General features: G+C 70.4%; 15 protein-coding genes. 9 read left to right on the forward strand and 6 right to left on the reverse strand.

What is annotated here, in order from left to right; translation table 11 throughout:
* The first annotated feature begins 100 nt into the window (after positions 1-100).
* The 3 genes from BLU79_RS08310 to BLU79_RS08320 all read left to right on the forward strand — a co-directional run bounded on the left by BLU79_RS08310 (position 101) and on the right by BLU79_RS08320 (position 3,049).
* Complete coding sequence (locus tag BLU79_RS08310) at positions 101-1,219, forward strand: hypothetical protein (protein WP_093905014.1); 1,119 nt, start codon at positions 101-103, stop codon at positions 1,217-1,219.
* Between the two features lie 156 nt (positions 1,220-1,375).
* Positions 1,376-2,041 carry a HEAT repeat domain-containing protein gene (locus tag BLU79_RS08315; RefSeq protein ID WP_093905015.1) on the forward strand — a complete coding sequence of 222 codons (666 nt, stop codon included), beginning with the start codon at positions 1,376-1,378 and terminating at the stop codon, positions 2,039-2,041.
* A 3-nt stretch (positions 2,042-2,044) separates the two neighbouring features.
* Positions 2,045-3,049 (forward strand): MerR family transcriptional regulator, encoded by a 1,005-nt coding sequence (locus BLU79_RS08320; RefSeq protein WP_093905016.1) that lies wholly within the window; start codon positions 2,045-2,047, stop codon positions 3,047-3,049.
* 120 nt (positions 3,050-3,169) lie between these two features.
* Here BLU79_RS08320 and msrA read toward each other — a convergent pair whose 3' ends face one another.
* Positions 3,170-3,682 (reverse strand): peptide-methionine (S)-S-oxide reductase MsrA, encoded by a 513-nt coding sequence (gene msrA / locus BLU79_RS08325; protein WP_093905017.1) that lies wholly within the window; start codon positions 3,680-3,682, stop codon positions 3,170-3,172.
* A gap of 517 nt (positions 3,683-4,199) precedes the next feature.
* Between msrA and BLU79_RS08330 the strand changes: the two genes are divergently transcribed.
* The 3 genes from BLU79_RS08330 to BLU79_RS08340 are packed head-to-tail and all read left to right on the forward strand — an operon-like array spanning position 4,200 to position 7,786.
* On the forward strand, positions 4,200-6,614 hold the full coding sequence (locus BLU79_RS08330; RefSeq protein WP_256333204.1) for a glycoside hydrolase domain-containing protein: 2,415 nt from the start codon (positions 4,200-4,202) through the stop codon (positions 6,612-6,614).
* A gap of 57 nt (positions 6,615-6,671) precedes the next feature.
* Positions 6,672-7,121, forward strand: a complete 450-nt coding sequence (locus BLU79_RS08335) for a hypothetical protein (protein ID WP_093905019.1) — start codon at positions 6,672-6,674, stop codon at positions 7,119-7,121.
* Positions 7,118-7,786 carry a M15 family metallopeptidase domain-containing protein gene (locus tag BLU79_RS08340; protein ID WP_177000937.1) on the forward strand — a complete coding sequence of 223 codons (669 nt, stop codon included), beginning with the start codon at positions 7,118-7,120 and terminating at the stop codon, positions 7,784-7,786. Before BLU79_RS08335 ends, BLU79_RS08340 begins: the two co-directional genes overlap by 4 nt.
* A gap of 106 nt (positions 7,787-7,892) precedes the next feature.
* Here BLU79_RS08340 and BLU79_RS08345 read toward each other — a convergent pair whose 3' ends face one another.
* On the reverse strand, positions 7,893-8,726 hold the full coding sequence (locus BLU79_RS08345) for a carbon-nitrogen family hydrolase (protein ID WP_093905020.1): 834 nt from the start codon (positions 8,724-8,726) through the stop codon (positions 7,893-7,895).
* 101 nt (positions 8,727-8,827) lie between these two features.
* Here BLU79_RS08345 and BLU79_RS08350 point away from each other — a divergent pair, with 101 nt between their 5' ends.
* Positions 8,828-9,292 (forward strand): SRPBCC family protein, encoded by a 465-nt coding sequence (locus tag BLU79_RS08350; protein WP_093905021.1) that lies wholly within the window; start codon positions 8,828-8,830, stop codon positions 9,290-9,292.
* Between the two features lie 99 nt (positions 9,293-9,391).
* Here the strand turns inward: BLU79_RS08350 and BLU79_RS08355 are convergent, their stop codons facing one another.
* Positions 9,392-10,348: a helix-turn-helix domain-containing protein gene (locus BLU79_RS08355; protein WP_256333205.1), complete on the reverse strand. Its 957-nt coding sequence runs from the start codon at positions 10,346-10,348 to the stop codon at positions 9,392-9,394.
* Positions 10,349-10,530: 182 nt separating this feature from the next.
* Here BLU79_RS08355 and BLU79_RS08360 point away from each other — a divergent pair, with 182 nt between their 5' ends.
* The gene (locus tag BLU79_RS08360; protein WP_093905022.1) at positions 10,531-11,571 is read left to right on the forward strand and encodes an NAD(P)-dependent alcohol dehydrogenase; all 1,041 of its coding nucleotides are present in this window, start codon (positions 10,531-10,533) and stop codon (positions 11,569-11,571) included.
* A gap of 66 nt (positions 11,572-11,637) precedes the next feature.
* On the opposite strand, the gene BLU79_RS08365 is transcribed toward BLU79_RS08360, so the two are convergent.
* From BLU79_RS08365 to BLU79_RS08375, 3 genes are read right to left on the reverse strand one after another with little or no spacing between them, the layout of a single operon-like run.
* Positions 11,638-12,690, reverse strand: a complete 1,053-nt coding sequence (locus BLU79_RS08365) for a FecCD family ABC transporter permease (protein WP_093905023.1) — start codon at positions 12,688-12,690, stop codon at positions 11,638-11,640.
* Positions 12,691-12,725: 35 nt separating this feature from the next.
* Complete coding sequence (locus BLU79_RS08370) at positions 12,726-13,712, reverse strand: FecCD family ABC transporter permease (protein WP_093905024.1); 987 nt, start codon at positions 13,710-13,712, stop codon at positions 12,726-12,728.
* A 32-nt stretch (positions 13,713-13,744) separates the two neighbouring features.
* Positions 13,745-14,803 carry an ABC transporter substrate-binding protein gene (locus tag BLU79_RS08375; protein ID WP_093905025.1) on the reverse strand — a complete coding sequence of 353 codons (1,059 nt, stop codon included), beginning with the start codon at positions 14,801-14,803 and terminating at the stop codon, positions 13,745-13,747.
* A 219-nt stretch (positions 14,804-15,022) separates the two neighbouring features.
* Between BLU79_RS08375 and BLU79_RS08380 the strand changes: the two genes are divergently transcribed.
* On the forward strand, positions 15,023-15,406 hold the full coding sequence (locus tag BLU79_RS08380; RefSeq protein ID WP_093905026.1) for a VOC family protein: 384 nt from the start codon (positions 15,023-15,025) through the stop codon (positions 15,404-15,406).
* The last annotated feature ends 3 nt before the right edge of the window (positions 15,407-15,409 follow it).

A 15,409-nucleotide genomic window follows, 5' to 3' on the forward strand; every position in this document is an offset into this window, starting at 1 on the left:
GCCACCGTTTCCACAGGCCCGATCCCCCACGGACCCAGGGTTTTCCACAGGTCGCCCACCTCGTTGGCCAATTGTCCGCGGCGTCTGGAACGCTGGAGGCATGGAGATTCTCTGGGTCCTGATCGCGCTCGTCATGCTCGGCTTTGTGGTGTTGCCGTACATGAGGCGTCGGCGGGGCATGATCGAGCAGGTCCCGCCGGGCCACCCGGACGCCGCGGACCCGGCGAACTACGGCTTCGTACGGCAGGAGGAGCTGGACGTCCGGATGCCCGGCCCGGACCAGGACCTGCTGGACGTCCTCGACCTGGTGCAGCGCACCCAGGACTACCGCGCGGCCTCGCAGCTGCTGGCCGGCACGGAGGCGGAGGGCGAGCGGCGCTGGCAGCGTGTGCAGGCCTTCGCCGGTGCCGCGTCGCTGGAGCTGCAGCAGCGGCCGGGCGGCGTCAGCGAGTCCCCGGGCGGGCAGTGGCTGCGGGTGTGGCGGGCCGAGCAGCCCAAGGACGCGGGCGGCGCGGCCGTCCACGCCGAGTTCCTCGTACAGCAGGCGTGGCGCACGGCGACGCCTGGCACGGACGAGTTCCGGATCATCATGGAGGAGGCGAGGTCGGCGTGCGCCGACGCGGCGCTGCTCGCCCCCGGTGACCCGATCCCGTACATCGTCGAGCTGTCGGTGGCCCGTGGACTGGCCTACCCCCGGTCGGAGTTCGAGCAGCTCTGGCTGAGGATCCTGGACCGCGCCCCGGCCCATATGGGCGCTCACCTGGCGGCCCTGCACTACTGGTGCGAGAAGTGGCACGGCTCGCGCCAGCAGGCGTACGACTTCGCGGAGGCCGCGGCCGCCCGCGCTCCCCAGGGCTCCCTCCTCGCCGCCATGCCGCTCTTCGCGGTCTTCGAGCACCTGCCCGAGGTCAACCTGGTCAGCGGCTTCTACCAGAGCGAGGTCGTGACGAAGGCGATGCACGGCGCGCTGTTCGCGGTGCACTCGGCCCGCTCCGACGACCCGATGCTGGCGCACGTACGCCATCTCCTGCTCTTCTTCCTGGTCCGCGGGGAGCGCTGGGCGGAGGCCATGAACCAGCTGATACACGTCGACGGCCATGTCGGCGCCCTCCCTTGGACCCTGTCCGGCGACCCGGCGGCGGAGTTCGCGGTCTACCGCGCGCTGGCGGTCGCGGGCTACGAGGCGAACGGCGGCAGCCCGGCGACGCTCCCGCACTGAGCCCGGCGCCCATCCGGCGCGCGGCTCCTGAAGACCTTCCGGGAGTCCCACGACCTCACTCAGGTTCTCCCCAAGGTGCGGAGTCCGCCGGTGAGCCTTGACCTTGACACGGTGACAAGGCCTTCACTGCTTGCCGAGGAGGTGGTCTCGGTAACCATGACGGGACAGGACGCGGAGGCGATACGAGCGCTTCAGGGCCTGGAGGACAGCCGTTCGTCCGTGCGGCTGCGGGCGGCTCTGGCGGTCGGCACGACGCCGAATCCGCGCTTCGTCGACAAACTCGTCGAGCGATGCGCGATCGAGCCCGAGTTCTTCGTCCGCGACATGCTGACCTGGGCGCTCACCCGCCACCCGGTGTCCAGGACGCTCCCCGCGCTGCTCCGCGAGGTCTGTTCGGAGGGTGCGCAGGCACGGAGCCAGGCGCTGCACACACTGTCCAAGATCGGGGACCGGCAGGCGTGGCCGGCGATCACACGGGCGCTCCTGTCCGACGCCGACGACGAAGTGGCGCGGAGCGCCTGGCGGGCCGCGGTCGTGCTCGTGCCGGAAGGTGAGGAGTCCGGGTTGGCCATGGTGCTGGCGACGCAGCTCGGGCGCGGCGAGCGGGAGACGCAGCTGAGTCTCAGCCGGGCGCTGGTCGCGCTGGGTGAGGTCGTGCTGCCGGCTCTGCGTGGTGCGACGACGGACCCTGCCCGGCATGTGCGCACACACGCGCTCGCCACGGAACGGCTGCTGCGCGACCCGGATGCCGGATTCGAGTTCGCGATCGAGGAGGCGAAGCGCGTCGTGGCCCTCGGCGGGGCCGGTCGGAAGGGACGGTAGGAAGTGTTGATCGGTGAGGTGGCGCGACGGTCCAGGGTCAGTGCCCGCATGCTCAGGCACTACGAGTCCCTCGGCCTGCTGCGGCCTTCGGGGCGTACGGGCTCCGGCTATCGGGAGTACTCCGGCGAGGACATCCGGCGGATCTTCCACATCGAGAGCCTGAGGTCGCTGGGGCTGTCGTTGCGTGAGATCGGACGCGCGCTCGACGACCCCGGTTTCACGCCCTCGGCGCTCGTCGACGACCTCATCCGACAGACGCGCGAACGCATCGCGGCCGAGACCGAACTGCTCACGCGGCTCCGCCGGATCGATGCCACGGAACCCGCCGGCTGGGAGGACGTCCTCCAGGCCGTCGCATTCCTCCAGGCGCTGGGGTCGAAGAGCGCCGCCGCGCGCCAGCGCGCAGCCCTTTCCTCGGTCGACGAGGTTCCGGTGCCGGTGGAGGCCCTGGTCGAGGCGGTGCTGAGGGAGACGGAGCCGAACGTCGCCGGAGCCCTGCGATGGGCGCTGGCGCGATCGGGCGACGGCGGCACGGCACTGCTGGCGGACGGCCTCGGCTCACCGGTGGCCGCGGTGCGGGAACGTGCCGTTCGGTCCCTCGCCGAGATTCCCGGTGATGAGGCGACCGCCCGGCTGCGGGACGCCCTCGCGGACCCCGATGCCGCGGTCCGCGGCCACGCGGCTCTGGCGCTCGGGACGCGTGGGGTGCCGGATGCGGTCCCGGCGCTCATCGACATGATCGTGGCGGGACGGAACGACACCGACGCAGCCGATGCCCTGAGCATGCTGGCGAGCGACATCGCGATGGTGGATCAGATCGCCACCGGGCTCGTCGACCGCCTCGCCCACGACACCACCGAAGCGCCTGCGCGCGTACGGCTGACCCAGGCGCTGGCGGACATCCCGGGGAGTACGGCTTCACGTGCCCTCGTGGAGTTGTCGCATGACGGGGAGCGTGGCGTTGCGCTGACTGCGACGTACCTCCTTCGGCTGCGGGACGCACGGTGACGGATCTCCGCTGCCCACCCCTTCGCCACAGCGGGGCGCCGTCGGCCCCGCAGAGCGAGCGCGGCCCGGCTGCGGAGCCTCCGCCGGTCAGGCTCCGCCGTCCGCCGGGCCGCCTCGCGGTCAGCCCTCGGCGCGGGCGGGCAGCCGCCATCCCGGGCGCGGGAAGTGGCAGGTGTAGCCGTCCGGGTAACGCTGCAGGTAGTCCTGATGCTCGGGCTCGGCCTCCCAGAAGGGGCCAACCGGCTCCACCTCGGTGACGACCTTGCCCGGCCACAGGCCGGAGGCGTCCACATCCGCGATCGTGTCCTCGGCGATCCGCTTCTGCGCGTCATCCACGTAGTAGATCGCCGAGCGGTAGCTGAGGCCGATGTCGTTGCCCTGGCGGTTCTTCGTGCTCGGGTCGTGAATCTGGAAGAAAAACTCCAGGATCGCGCGGAAGTCGGTCCTCTCGGGGTCGAAAAGGATCTCAATGGCCTCCGCGTGCGTGCCGTGGTTACGGTACGTCGCGTTCGCCACGTCACCCCCGGTGTATCCCACCCGGGTCGCCGTCACGCCCGGAAGTCGGCGGATCAGCTCCTCCATACCCCAGAAGCATCCGCCGGCCAGCACGGCCCTCTGCGTCTGCGCAGCCATCGCGGCCCTCCAATATCTGTCAGCTCGGTCACTCGGGCTGCTCTGCTCGCACATCACCGGCATCCCATGCCCACCCTCGTCAACGCACGAGGGGCCCAGCCGATTCCGTACCCGTCCGACCGGCCCGCGGTCGCCGACCGCCGCCCACGGCGAGAAGCGCACCGCCCTGTTGTCCACCACCGTGCCGGTGAGGCCACAGAACGCTCCGCGGTGGCCGGGAGCCCCACCACTCACGGCGCGGGAGCGTCGTGCCGGAGGTGGGCCGGTAGACGGTCGAGCTCGCCCTTCCTGCGCTCCCTTTCATCCGAAGACCTGCCGGGCCGATCCTCCTGCAGACGGCGCTGATCCCGAGAACCGCGCCCCAAACCGCCGCAACCCCTCCCCTCCTCTCCCCGCCCCCTCAACTCCCCCACCAGGAAGGACGGAACAAAGAGATCCGCTTCATACACTGCCCGCCCCGGCGCCGAAGGCCCCTCTCCGGCGCCGCCCCATGTCACCCCAGCGGAAGGTGTCACCTGTGGCGGACGAGCAGGTTCTCAGAGCCCAGAAATGGGTGAACTCCACGTATGGCAACGTCACCGGCTACGTGCGCTGTCCCGAGAACGGCAATACCGGCTGGGCCACCATGAACTCCCTGATCATGGGCCTGCAGCACGAGTTGGGTATCAGCCCGGTCGTCGCGTCCTTCGGCGCCACCACCTACTCGAAGTTCGCGGCCCTCGGAGACATCGGATTCGGGTGGGACAAGAACCGCAACATCGTGGCCGTCCTTGAGTACGGCCTGTGGTGCAAGGGGTATTGGGCGGTCGAGCCCGGCAGCGAAGGGTGGTTCACCGGGGTCACCCGGGCGGCCGTCGAGGATCTCCGCGAGAACATGGGCATCGGTGGCGACGGTGTCATCAACGCCAAACTCGCCAAGGCCATCCTCAACATGGACGCCTACGTCGTTGTGGCCGGTGGCAGCGACAAGATCCGGTCCATTCAGCAGTGGCTCAACGGCCGGTACTGGACCCGTAGTGAGTTCAATGTCGGGCCCTGCGACGGCATTTACTCCCGTGATGTGCAGAAGTCGCTGATGTACGCCATCCAGTACGAGCTGGGCCTGACCCCGAACGGCAACTTCGGCCCCGGGACCCAGGCCGGCCTGAAGGCCAACACCGTCGGCTCCGGATCGTCCGGCATCTTCATGCAGCTCTTCTCCGCCGCCTGCGTGTTCAACGAACCGACTCCCGGCGCCGACACCCCGCGCGCCGGCTTCACCAGCTCCTGGAACGGCGACATCGAGAAGTGGGTGACGGACTTCCAGTCCTTCAGCAGGCTGTCGGTCAGCCGCAGAGGCGACTACCAGACCTGGGCCCAGCTCCTGGTCTCCATGGGAGACCCCGACCGCGACGCGACCGGCAGCGACACCCGGTACGAGATCACCGCCTCCCGCGCCAAGTGGCTCTACGACAACAAGTACCGCGTCGTCGGGCGGTACATATACGACCCTCCCGGCTCCACCCTCGACAAGGAGATCAAGCCGGGCGAGCTGAAGACCATCTTCGACGCCGGGCTGAAGGTCTTCCCGATCTACCAGGACAACGCGCGCCAGCTCACCGACTTCACCTACTCACAGGGCTATCAGCACGCCCTCAACGCCAACAAGCTGGCCTCCGACTACGGCTTCAACCGCGGAACCACGATCTACTTCGCCGTCGACTACGACGCCACCCAGGACGAGATCGACGGCAGCACGTACGGCATCGTCACCTACTTCCACGGCGTGCAGGCCGGACTGGCCAGCCAGGGCAAGAAGTACAACCACGGCGTCTACGGCTCCCGCAACGTCTGCATCAACGTCACGGAGAAAACGTTCGCCCGCCACTCCTTCGTCTCCGGCATGTCCTGGGGCTTCTCCGGAAACCTCGGCTTCCCCCTGCCGGGGAACTGGTCGTTCAACCAGATCAAGGAGTTCAAGGTCACCAACGGGTCCGACACCTTCGACCTGGACCGTGACGTCGTATCCGGCAGTGACCCGGGCGTCTCCTCCGTCAACGACCAGGCGGGCCCGGCGGACGACTTCATCAACTACGTCAGCAGGCTGTACGACCTCGCCGGCGAGTACGGGGCCTCCGGGACGAGGCGCAGCCAGCTCGTCATGGAGTACGTCCGCCATGTCACCTACGGCGACTGGCAGTGGAAGATCCTGATCGGCGGCTACGACTCCGGCTTCGTGGACTTCGCCAACTCCAAGGGCATGTCGGTGAAGCAGGGGTTCACCGACCCGTTCACCGGATACACGCTGGGCGCCGAGCACATGATGGCCACGGCCAACGCCCATGTGCTCATCGACCACCCCGGCGACCGCGGCGAGGCGAACGGCGGCGACGTCGGCGGCTGGGCCGGCGACATCATGACGTTCTGGTCCGACTGGCGCCACTCCGAGGAGGAGTACGCCAATCCGCTCGACTTCTGCCGTGCCAAGCTCGCCCTTCCCGGCGTCTCCTCCTCCTTCGGGTTCACGGACCTCATCGAGGACGCCGACGGCTACCTCCTCGCGCGTGCCGTCCGGGGCGGTACGAGCATCCTCGACGCGGTGAAGGCCCACTACCAGGGCAGCGGCGGCCTCCGCCGGTTCAACAACTACTTCGCGCAGCGCTGGGTCAACTCGACCACCTGCAAGAACTCCGTGAACTTCGCGCTGTGCGGCACCGAATCGAAGATCATGGCAGCCCAGCTCGGTCTCATCACCAAGAGCGGCGCCGTCCTTCCCAACGACTACAAGCTCACGCCCGGCGGAGAGGACAAGGTCAACAACTTCTGCCAGGGCTTCGTCGACGCCATCAACGCCCGACGCGGCATGGAGTCCCGTATGGCGTCCCAATACCGCGCCAACCACGAACGGTTCCTGCGCGACGCGGGTGTGCGCGCACAGCGGCGCGACAGGTAGACACCAGTACAGGCAGGCACCCGTACAGGCAGACACAAGTGCAGGTAGACACAAGTCATGAAGGAAACAGCGCTGTTCGCCGTGGTCCTCGGACTGGCCGCGTGGTTCGTCTGGAACATCTGGAATGTGATCCAGATCTTCAAGGAGCTGCGTGAACGCTTCTGGGCCCGTCCGATGTGGTGGCTTCGCGCCCTGTCCGTCTCCCTCTTCGCCGGCACGGCCGCCTGGCTGTTCGGAGCCTTCTCCGGAGGGCTCGACGTCGAGGAGTCGTGTCGGCTCACCCACCATCAGCCGTACGACGCGGCCTACCGCTCGGCCCACACCGAGGATTTCCAGCGCCTGTTTCCGCTGAGCAACAAGTGCAACGCCTCTTACGACCTCGTCCCTTCCTGGGTCAACCCGACGGTCGCGGCCTGCTTCGTCGTCGCGGTGCTCTGTGTCGTCGCGCTCGGCCGGCTCGGCCTCTCCCGTGCGTTGACCGTGAAACGAAAGGAACTTCGGTCATGATCAAGACCGACTTGTCCAGGCGCCACTTCATCGGTGCCTCCGCCGGCGTGGTCGGCGCGCTCACTCTCACCACCGTCAGCGAAGCCGCCGCGGCCCCGGCGGCCCCGGCAGCCGACCGCGTCTGGTCCAAGGAGCGGTCCACAAACGGCTGGCAGGTCCTGCAGAGAGCCGAGTCGTTCCGCATCGAGGGCAGCGACCACACGGTCCGGCTCGCCGGCGGGGATGCCGCGACCGTCCTGCTGCACGTGGCGAGACGCTTCAACTACGAGATCGACTCCCTGCGTTCCGGGGATGTCCACGGCTGGACCGACCACCGCGAGGTGGCGGCGGACTACGAGTCCAACCATCTGTCCGGCACCGCGCTCGCGATCCGCCCCCTGGCCTACCCGGTCGGTTCGAAGGGGAACCTGTATCCCAACGAGCTGATCGTGGTGCGGGACATCCTCACCGAGCTGGACGGCGTCGTCGCCTGGGGCGGCGACTTCACGACGCCGAAGGAGTCGCACTTCGAGATCGCCGTCAAGCCCGGACACCCCCGTCTGAAGGGTGTCGCCCGCAAGATCCGCGGGTGGGAGGCAGGGCCCGGCGACGAGGGCGCCGGCGCGATCGACGCGTTCGACCCGAAGCGCCGCAGCGCGGCACGCGCGTTTCGACGGCGCGCTTGAGCAACCCGGTGATCACCGGTCGAGACGATGGCCCTGGCTCCGAACGCCGGGGCCGTCGCTCGCGGTCCGTCGCTCACGGTCCGTCGCTCACGGTCCGTCGCCGGGTTCACCGTAGCCCGGGCGCCTCGATGGCGAGGACGCGATCGCGCAGCACGGGGAGTTCGGTGCGGATCCGGGCGACCTCGGCCAGGTCCACATCCACCGTCACCGTCTCCTCCTCCATGCGGGCCTCGCCCAGGACGGTTCCCCAGGGGTCGACGACCACGCTGTGGCCGCCCTGCTTCATCCCGCCATGGGTACCCGTGGCGCAGCAGGCGAGGAGGAAGACCTGTTCCTCCAGGGCCCTGGTGCGGGTGAGGAGCTGCCAGTGGCTGAGCCGGGCCGCGGGCCACGCCGCGGGCACCACGATCAGCTCCGCGCCCGCGTCGAGCAGGCCCCGGAAGAGCTCCGGGAAGCGGAGGTCGTAGCAGATGGCGAGGCCGATCGCGCCGAAGTCGGTGGGCACGGTGACGATGTGGTCGCCGCCGCCCATCAAGGTCGCCTCACCGGTGTCGAAGCCGTACCGGTGGATCTTGCGATAGCTGCCGCGCAGCTCGCCGGCCCGGTCGAAGAGGAGGGCGGTGTTGTACAGCGTCCCGTCCTCACCCCCGTTCCCGTCTCCGCCCCCGTCCCCGTCCCCGTCCCGCTCGACGATCGACCCGGCGTGGAGCCACACCCCGGCCTGACGAGCGGCGGCGGACACGACCTCGGCGGTGGGACCGTCGACCCCTTCGGCATCGCGCCCCCAGCCGTCGTACGCCCAGGCGCCGGCCGCCCACAGCTCCGGCAGCACCACCAGATCGTCGCCCGCCCGGCCGCGGACCAGCGAAGCCGCCCGGTGCCGGCGCTCGTCGGCGGATTCCGACGAGTCCACGGACAGCTGTATCAGCGAGACACGCATGGCTGTCACCTCCGTGACCGTGCACGCACGGTCCAAGGGAAACCCGTTCCCTTCGAGCGTAGGCCGAGCGAGGGGCGGACCCTGCTGCTTTCATGGGTGGCATGACCAGCAGAAGCGTGCTCGTGGAGCGGCGTGTCGCCGCGGGCCAGGGGCCCGTGTGGGAGGCCCTGACCGACCTTCGGGGCATGGAGCGGGTGCTCAGCGGTGTCACGAAGGTCGAGGTCCTCACGGACGGGGCCTTCGGTGTGGGGACTCGGTGGCGGGAGACCCGGCGGATGTTCGGCAAGGAGGCCACCGAGGAGATGTGGGTGACCGCCTGCGATCCGCCCGAGCGCTATGTCGTGGAGGCCGAGTCGCATGGCACCCGCTACATCTCCGAGTGGGCGCTACGCGCCGACGGCCCCTCGGTGACCACCGTCGGGATGACCTTCACCGCCGTGGCCTCCGGCGGCGTCACGGGCCTGCTCGCCAAAATTCTGGGCGGCCTGGGCGCACGGGCGGTGCGGAAGGCGATCGCGAAGGACCTGGACGAGGTCGCCGCGGCGGTCGAGCACGGCGGCGGCTGAGCCCCGGCCGTCAAGCACCACAGCGGTCAAGCACCACAGCGGTCAAGCACCCAGCGACCGAGCCTCGCCGCAAGCCCCCTCACCCCTGCGGAGCCGACGTCACCCCTGCGGAGCCGACGTCCCCGCCTTCGTCGCGTCCGCCCCCCAGCTCGCCAGCAACCGCAGCGCCTCCGCCGACGGCGACCCCGGCTCCGCGTGGTACGTGATCAGGCTCTGCTCCGAGCCGTCGGACAGGCGGAACGACTCGAAGTTCAGGGTCAGCTCGCCCACCAGGGGATGCCGGATGTGCTTGACGCCGTAGCTCTTCTCCTTGACGTCATGCGTGGCCCACAGCCGCCTGAACTCCTCGCTCTTGACGGAGAGTTCGCCGACCAGGGCGGACAGGCGAGGGTCGTCGGGGTGGCAGCCCGCGTCCATGCGCAGATAGCTGACCATGTCGGAGGCCTTCTGGTCCCACTCCACGAACAGCTCGCGGTACTCGGGCTTCAGGAACACCAGTCGCGCCCAGTTCCGCTCCTGCACCGGCAGCTCCGCCCAGTCGCCGAAGACCGCCGCCGCCATCCGGTTCCAGGCGAGGATGTCCGACCGCCGGCCCGAGATGTACGCGGGCACCCCGTCGATCGAGTCCAGCAGCTGCGCCAGCGCCGGCCGTACCTGCTCCGGTCGCGTCGTCGGCTTTTTCTTGTGCTGCTTCGGCTTCGCCAGGTGGGTGAGGTGCGCGTGCTCGGCGTCGCTCAGCCGCAGCGCCCGGGCGATCGCGTCGAGGACCTCCGCGGAGACGTTACGCCCGTTGCCCTGCTCCAGACGCGTGTAGTACGCCACGGACACCCCGGCCAGCTGGGCCAGCTCCTCGCGCCGCAGCCCGGGCACCCGGCGGTGCCGCCCGAAGTCCGGCAGCCCGACGTCCTCGGGCTTCAGCCGGGCCCGCCGGGTGCGCAGAAACTCGCTGAGCTCGGCGCGCCGGTCCAGGCCGGCACCGGTGTCGCCGGCGGTACCGGGGGCCTGGCGGGCCTGGCCGGCGGTGCGTCCCGGCACGGATTCGGGCTTATCGTCCATGCCTCAAGTATTCCCGGTCGTACGTACACGAGCCTGACCCCGTCAGTGGTAGGACCACCGGACGTACGAACAACCGAGGTCTGGGTGGCTCCGCGGCCTTTCGGCAGGCTGGATGCCGTGCCCGGACGAAAGCTGGACCAGAAGGCAGCCGGGCGCACCACCCCCGCTAGGAGATCCCCGGCATGACCACCGTCGCCGCATACGCAGCACCCGCCGCCAAGGCTCCGCTGGAGCGCACCACGATCGAGCGCCGCGAGGTTGGCGAGTTCGACGTCCTGATCGACATCAAGTTCGCCGGTATCTGCCACTCGGACATCCACCAGGTCCACGAGGGCTGGGGCGAGGCGATCTTCCCGATGGTCCCCGGCCACGAGATCGCGGGCATCGTCTCCGAGGTCGGCCCCGGCGTCACGAAGTACCAGGTCGGCGACCGGGTGGGCGTCGGCTGCATGGTCGACTCCTGCCGTGAGTGCGAGAACTGCAAGGCCGGTCTGGAGCAGTACTGCACCGGCGGCAACGTCGGCACGTACAACGCCCTCGACAAGAACGGCGAGCCCACCTACGGCGGCTACTCGGAGAAGATCGTCGTCGCCGAGAGCTTCGTCGTCCGCATCCCCGACAGCCTGTCCCTGGACGTCGCCGCACCGCTCCTGTGCGCCGGCATCACCACGTACTCCCCCCTGCGCCACTGGAACGCCGGCCCCGGCAAGAAGGTCGCGATCCTCGGCATGGGCGGCCTCGGCCACATGGGCGTGAAGATCGCGCACGCGCTCGGCGCCGAGGTCACGGTCCTCTCGCAATCCCTGCGCAAGCAGGAGGACGGGCTGAAGCTGGGCGCGGACCACTACTACGCCACCAGCGACGAGAACACCTTCAAGGAGCTGGCGGGCACCTTCGACCTGATCCTCTCCACGGTCTCGGCCCCGCTGAACCTGGACCGGTTCCTGTCCCTCCTCAGGACGGACGGCGCGTTCGTGAACGTCGGCGCCCCCGAGGAGCCCGTCGCGATCAACCTGTTCTCGGTGATCGGCGGCCGCAAGACCCTCGCCGGCTCCGGCATCGGCGGCATCCAGGAGACCCAGGAGATGCTGGACTTCTGCGCGGAGCACGGCTTCGGCGCCGAGATCGAGCTGATCAGCGCGGACCAGATCAACGAGGCGTACGAGCGGGTGCTGAGCAGCGATGTGCGGTACCGGTTCGTGATCGACACGGCGACGATCTGACCCACGCCGGATGAGCCGGGCCCCGGAGCCGCACTGCTCCGGGGCCCTCAGCGTGTCGCCGGTCCCTCAGCGTGTCGCCGTACGACGCCCCAGCAGCCACAGCAGATACGGCCCGCCGACCAGTGCGGTGAGCGCGCCGACCGGGATCTCCAGCGGGGGCAGCAGGGTACGGGCCACGAGGTCGGCGGCGACGAGCACGATCGCGCCCGTCAACGCGGCGTTGAACAGCGGGAGTTGGGGCGTACGGGTCAGCCGCCGGGCCAGTTGCGGCGCGGTCAGCGCCACGAACCCGATCGGCCCCGCGGCCCCGGTCGCGGTGGCGGCGAGGACGACGCCGAGGACGGTGAGCCCGAGCCGCGCCCGGTCGACCCGTACGCCCAGCCCGGCCGCCGTGTCCGCGTCGAGCCCGAGCGGCCGCAGCGCCCGGCTCGCCCACACCAGGCCGGGCAGGGACAGACCCAGGACGAGGGCCAGGGGCCCCGCCTGCGCCCAGCCCCGCCCGTTGAGGCTCCCGGTCAGCCACAGCTTGATCTGTTCGGCGGCCTCCAGCTCGCTGTCGGTGAGATAGAGCTGCACGACTGCGGAGAGCGCGACCCCGATACCGACGCCGGTGAGCACGAAACGGCTCGGCTGCATGCCGTGTCGCCAGGCGAGGACGTAGACGAGGGCGGCCGCGGCGAGTCCCCCGACGACGGAGACGACGGGCATGGCTCCCGGCGCGCTCACGGCACCGGTCGCGAGCGCCAGCACGGTCGCGGCGGCGGCTCCGTGCCCGACGCCGATGACGTCCGGGCTGGCCAGCGGATTCCGGGTGACGGTCTGCACGAGAGCGCCGGCCAGCCCGAGCGCGGCGCCGACGAGGGCGCCGACGGCGATCCGGGGGACGCGCAGTTCGTTGACCACGAGGTCGTGGGGGCCGGTGCCGGTGCGCAGGGCGCGCCAGACCTCGGGGGGCGCGATGTACGTCTGGCCCACGCAGGCCGAAGTGATCATCACGGCCGCGAGCAGGACGAGGAGGACGCCGGCCACGGCGGCGGAACGGCGGTGGAGGAGCAGGGAGACGCGGGGGTGCGGACGGAGGAGGGTGAGGCCCGCCGCCGGAGCCGTACGGCCGCGCACGGCACCGCTCCTCTCCGCCGGAGCCGTACGCCCGCTCACGACACCGCTCCTCTCCGCCGCACCAGCACCACCAGCACCGGCACCCCGACCAGCGCCGTCATCACCCCGGCCGGCACCTCGGCCGGAGCCCGCACGACCCGCCCCACGACATCGGCCGCCAGCAGCAGCGCGGCCCCGAGCAACCCGGACAACGGCAGTACGGCCGCATACCCGCCCCGCACCAGCCGCCGGGCGAGGTGCGGCACCGCCAGCCCCACGAAGGCGACCGGTCCCGCGGCGGCCACCGCGGCGGCGGTCAGCAGGGTGGCCCCGAGCGCCGCGCACCCCCGTACGACCGCGACCCGATGCCCCAGCGCCCGGGCCGTCTCGTCGCCCAGGGCCAACGCGTCCAGCCCCCGCGCACAGGCCAGCACCAGCACCGCCCCGGCCACCAGGAACGGCAGCATCCGTACGACCGTCCCCGCGTCCCGCCCGCTCAGCGCCCCCACCTGCCAGAACCGGAACTGGTCGAGCGTGGCCGAGCTGGAGGTGAGGACGACGGTGGTGCCGCCGGCCGTCATCGCCGACAGCGCGGTCCCTGCCAGCGCCAGCTTCACCGGCGACGCGCCGCCCCGCCCCCGTGCCGCGATCCCGTAGACCAGGCACGCGGCGACGACGGCACCGGCGAAGGCGTACCAGACGTGGCCGCCGAAGCCGTCTCCGAGACCGAGGGCGATGGCCAGGACGACTCCCGCCGCGGCCCCCTGGCTCAGCCCGAGGATGCCGGGATCGGCGAGCGGGTTGCGGGTGACGGCCTGCAGCGCCGCCCCGGCCATGCCGAGCGCGGCACCGGCGGCCAGCCCCACCTCGGTGCGCGGCAGCCGCAGCGACCGTACGACCAGGGCGTCCGGCGAACCGCCGCCGTGCAGCAGGGCGTCGAGCACGGCGGACGGCGGCACGGCACGGGTGCCGACGGCGAGGCTGAGGACGACCGCGGCGGCCACCGCGAGGGCGGCCGCCGGAAAGGCCAGACGGGAATTCATCGCCCGCGCACGCGACTCATGCCGTACGCGGCTCACTTGCCGATGTGCTCGGCGAGCTGCCGTACGACCAGACGCGCCGCCGTGGGACCGGCGTTGAGGTACCACGGGTCGTCGTCCACCTTGACCGCGTGCCCGGCCTCGACGGCCTTCATCGACTTCCACAGCGGCCCGGCCACGACGCTCGCGGCGTCCGTCTTCGCCGCGTCCCCCTGCACGGAGTAGAAGATCCAGTCACCGTCGGCGGTGTCGACGCTCTCGGGGCCGATGTCCTCCGAAATGGCGTTGAACTGCTGGGACTTGGGCCGCTTCAACCCCATGTCCACGGCGATGGACCCGGTGAAGGACGAGACCCCGAACATCCGGGTCCGGTCGGGCGTGAACCGCACCATGGAGACGGCGGGGTCGCCTTCGGCCTCCTGCCCCGCCTTCCCGGCGTCGGCAACGATGTCATCGAGCAACTCCTGCGCCTGCTGCCCCTTGCCGACGGCCTCGCCGACGAGCAGCAGGTCGCGCTTCCAGTTGATGCCGTTGCCGGCGGTGATCACGGTGGGCGCGATCTTCGACAGCTTGGGGTAGAGGTCGCCGAGGGAGTCGTTGGCGAGGATCAGGTCGGGCTTCGCGGCGGCCAGCGTCTCCAGGTTGGGCGCCTGCCGGGTGCCCACGTCGGTCATCCCGTCGAGCCGCGCCTTGTCCTTGGGGAAGGCGTCGGCGAGGTAGTCCGGCACGAGGCCGGCGTTGTCGGCGCGGGTGGTGGCCGTGGGCACGAGGCCGAGGGAGAGCAGGTCGTCGAGCTGGCCGGTGCTGAGGACGGCGATCTTCTCGGGCTCGGCCTTGAGGGTCGTACCGCCCTTGAAGTGCTTGACGGTGCGCGGGAAGTCGCCGTCCTTGTCGGTGTCGGCGCCCATGCCGTCGGCGAGGGCGCTGGGCGCGGCGGAGGGCCCTTCGCCACCGGCGGCGCCGATCACCTCGCTGCGCGAGCCGTCCTCTTTCTCGGCGCCGCTCCCACCGCCGTCCGCCGAGGTCGAGCAGCCGACGAGCAGCCCTCCGACGACGGCCGTGGCCAGGACGGCCCTCGCTCCGACGGCCCTCATTCCGACTGCACGCACGACGACTCCCACGATTCACGATCACCAGTTAGCAATTAGGCAAGGCTTACCTTAACCCGATCACCTCTAGGCGGAACGCGCGGCTCCGGTGGCTGAGTACCAGAGGAGTACGGCCGCCCCTCCCTACGGCCGATGTGCCGCGCAACCGGCCCGCCTAGCGTGAAAGCAGGCCAGTCCGAACCGTGCACACGTGGAGGCAGCCCGATGACCGTCCAGCTCAACCACACCATCGTCGCCGCGCACGACAAGGAGGCGTCGGCCCGGTTCCTCGCGGACATCCTGGGCCTGCGGGTGAGTCCGCAGTACGGCCCCTTCATCCCGGTCGAGATCCCGGGCGGCGTGACGCTGGACTACCTGGACTCGCCCGGCACCATCGCGCCGCAGCACTACGCGTTCCTGGTGTCGGAGGACGAATTCGACGCGATCTTCGGCCGTATCCGGCAGGCCGGCCTGAGGTACTGGGCCGACCCCTTCCACAGCCGCCCCGGCGAGATCAACCACAACGACGGCGGCCGCGGCGCCTACTTCGACGACCCGAGCGGCCACAACCTGGAGATCCTGACGAGGCCGTACGGGAGTGGGGGCTGACCG

This window comes from Streptomyces sp. cf386 (genome assembly GCF_900103585.1).
In the GTDB taxonomy this organism is placed as follows: domain Bacteria; phylum Actinomycetota; class Actinomycetes; order Streptomycetales; family Streptomycetaceae; genus Streptomyces.

Coding starts and splice junctions, on each gene's coding strand:
- BLU79_RS08310 (WP_093905014.1), top strand. CDS start 101: ATGGAGATTCTCTGGGTCCTGATCGCGCTCGTCATGCTCGGCTTTGTG.
- BLU79_RS08315 (WP_093905015.1), top strand. CDS start 1,376: ATGACGGGACAGGACGCGGAGGCGATACGAGCGCTTCAGGGCCTGGAG.
- msrA (WP_093905017.1), bottom strand. CDS start 3,682: ATGGCTGCGCAGACGCAGAGGGCCGTGCTGGCCGGCGGATGCTTCTGG.
- BLU79_RS08335 (WP_093905019.1), top strand. CDS start 6,672: ATGAAGGAAACAGCGCTGTTCGCCGTGGTCCTCGGACTGGCCGCGTGG.
- BLU79_RS08340 (WP_177000937.1), top strand. CDS start 7,118: ATGATCAAGACCGACTTGTCCAGGCGCCACTTCATCGGTGCCTCCGCC.
- BLU79_RS08345 (WP_093905020.1), bottom strand. CDS start 8,726: ATGCGTGTCTCGCTGATACAGCTGTCCGTGGACTCGTCGGAATCCGCC.
- BLU79_RS08350 (WP_093905021.1), top strand. CDS start 8,828: ATGACCAGCAGAAGCGTGCTCGTGGAGCGGCGTGTCGCCGCGGGCCAG.
- BLU79_RS08355 (WP_256333205.1), bottom strand. CDS start 10,348: ATGGACGATAAGCCCGAATCCGTGCCGGGACGCACCGCCGGCCAGGCC.
- BLU79_RS08360 (WP_093905022.1), top strand. CDS start 10,531: ATGACCACCGTCGCCGCATACGCAGCACCCGCCGCCAAGGCTCCGCTG.
- BLU79_RS08370 (WP_093905024.1), bottom strand. CDS start 13,712: ATGAATTCCCGTCTGGCCTTTCCGGCGGCCGCCCTCGCGGTGGCCGCC.
- BLU79_RS08375 (WP_093905025.1), bottom strand. CDS start 14,803: ATGAGGGCCGTCGGAGCGAGGGCCGTCCTGGCCACGGCCGTCGTCGGA.
- BLU79_RS08380 (WP_093905026.1), top strand. CDS start 15,023: ATGACCGTCCAGCTCAACCACACCATCGTCGCCGCGCACGACAAGGAG.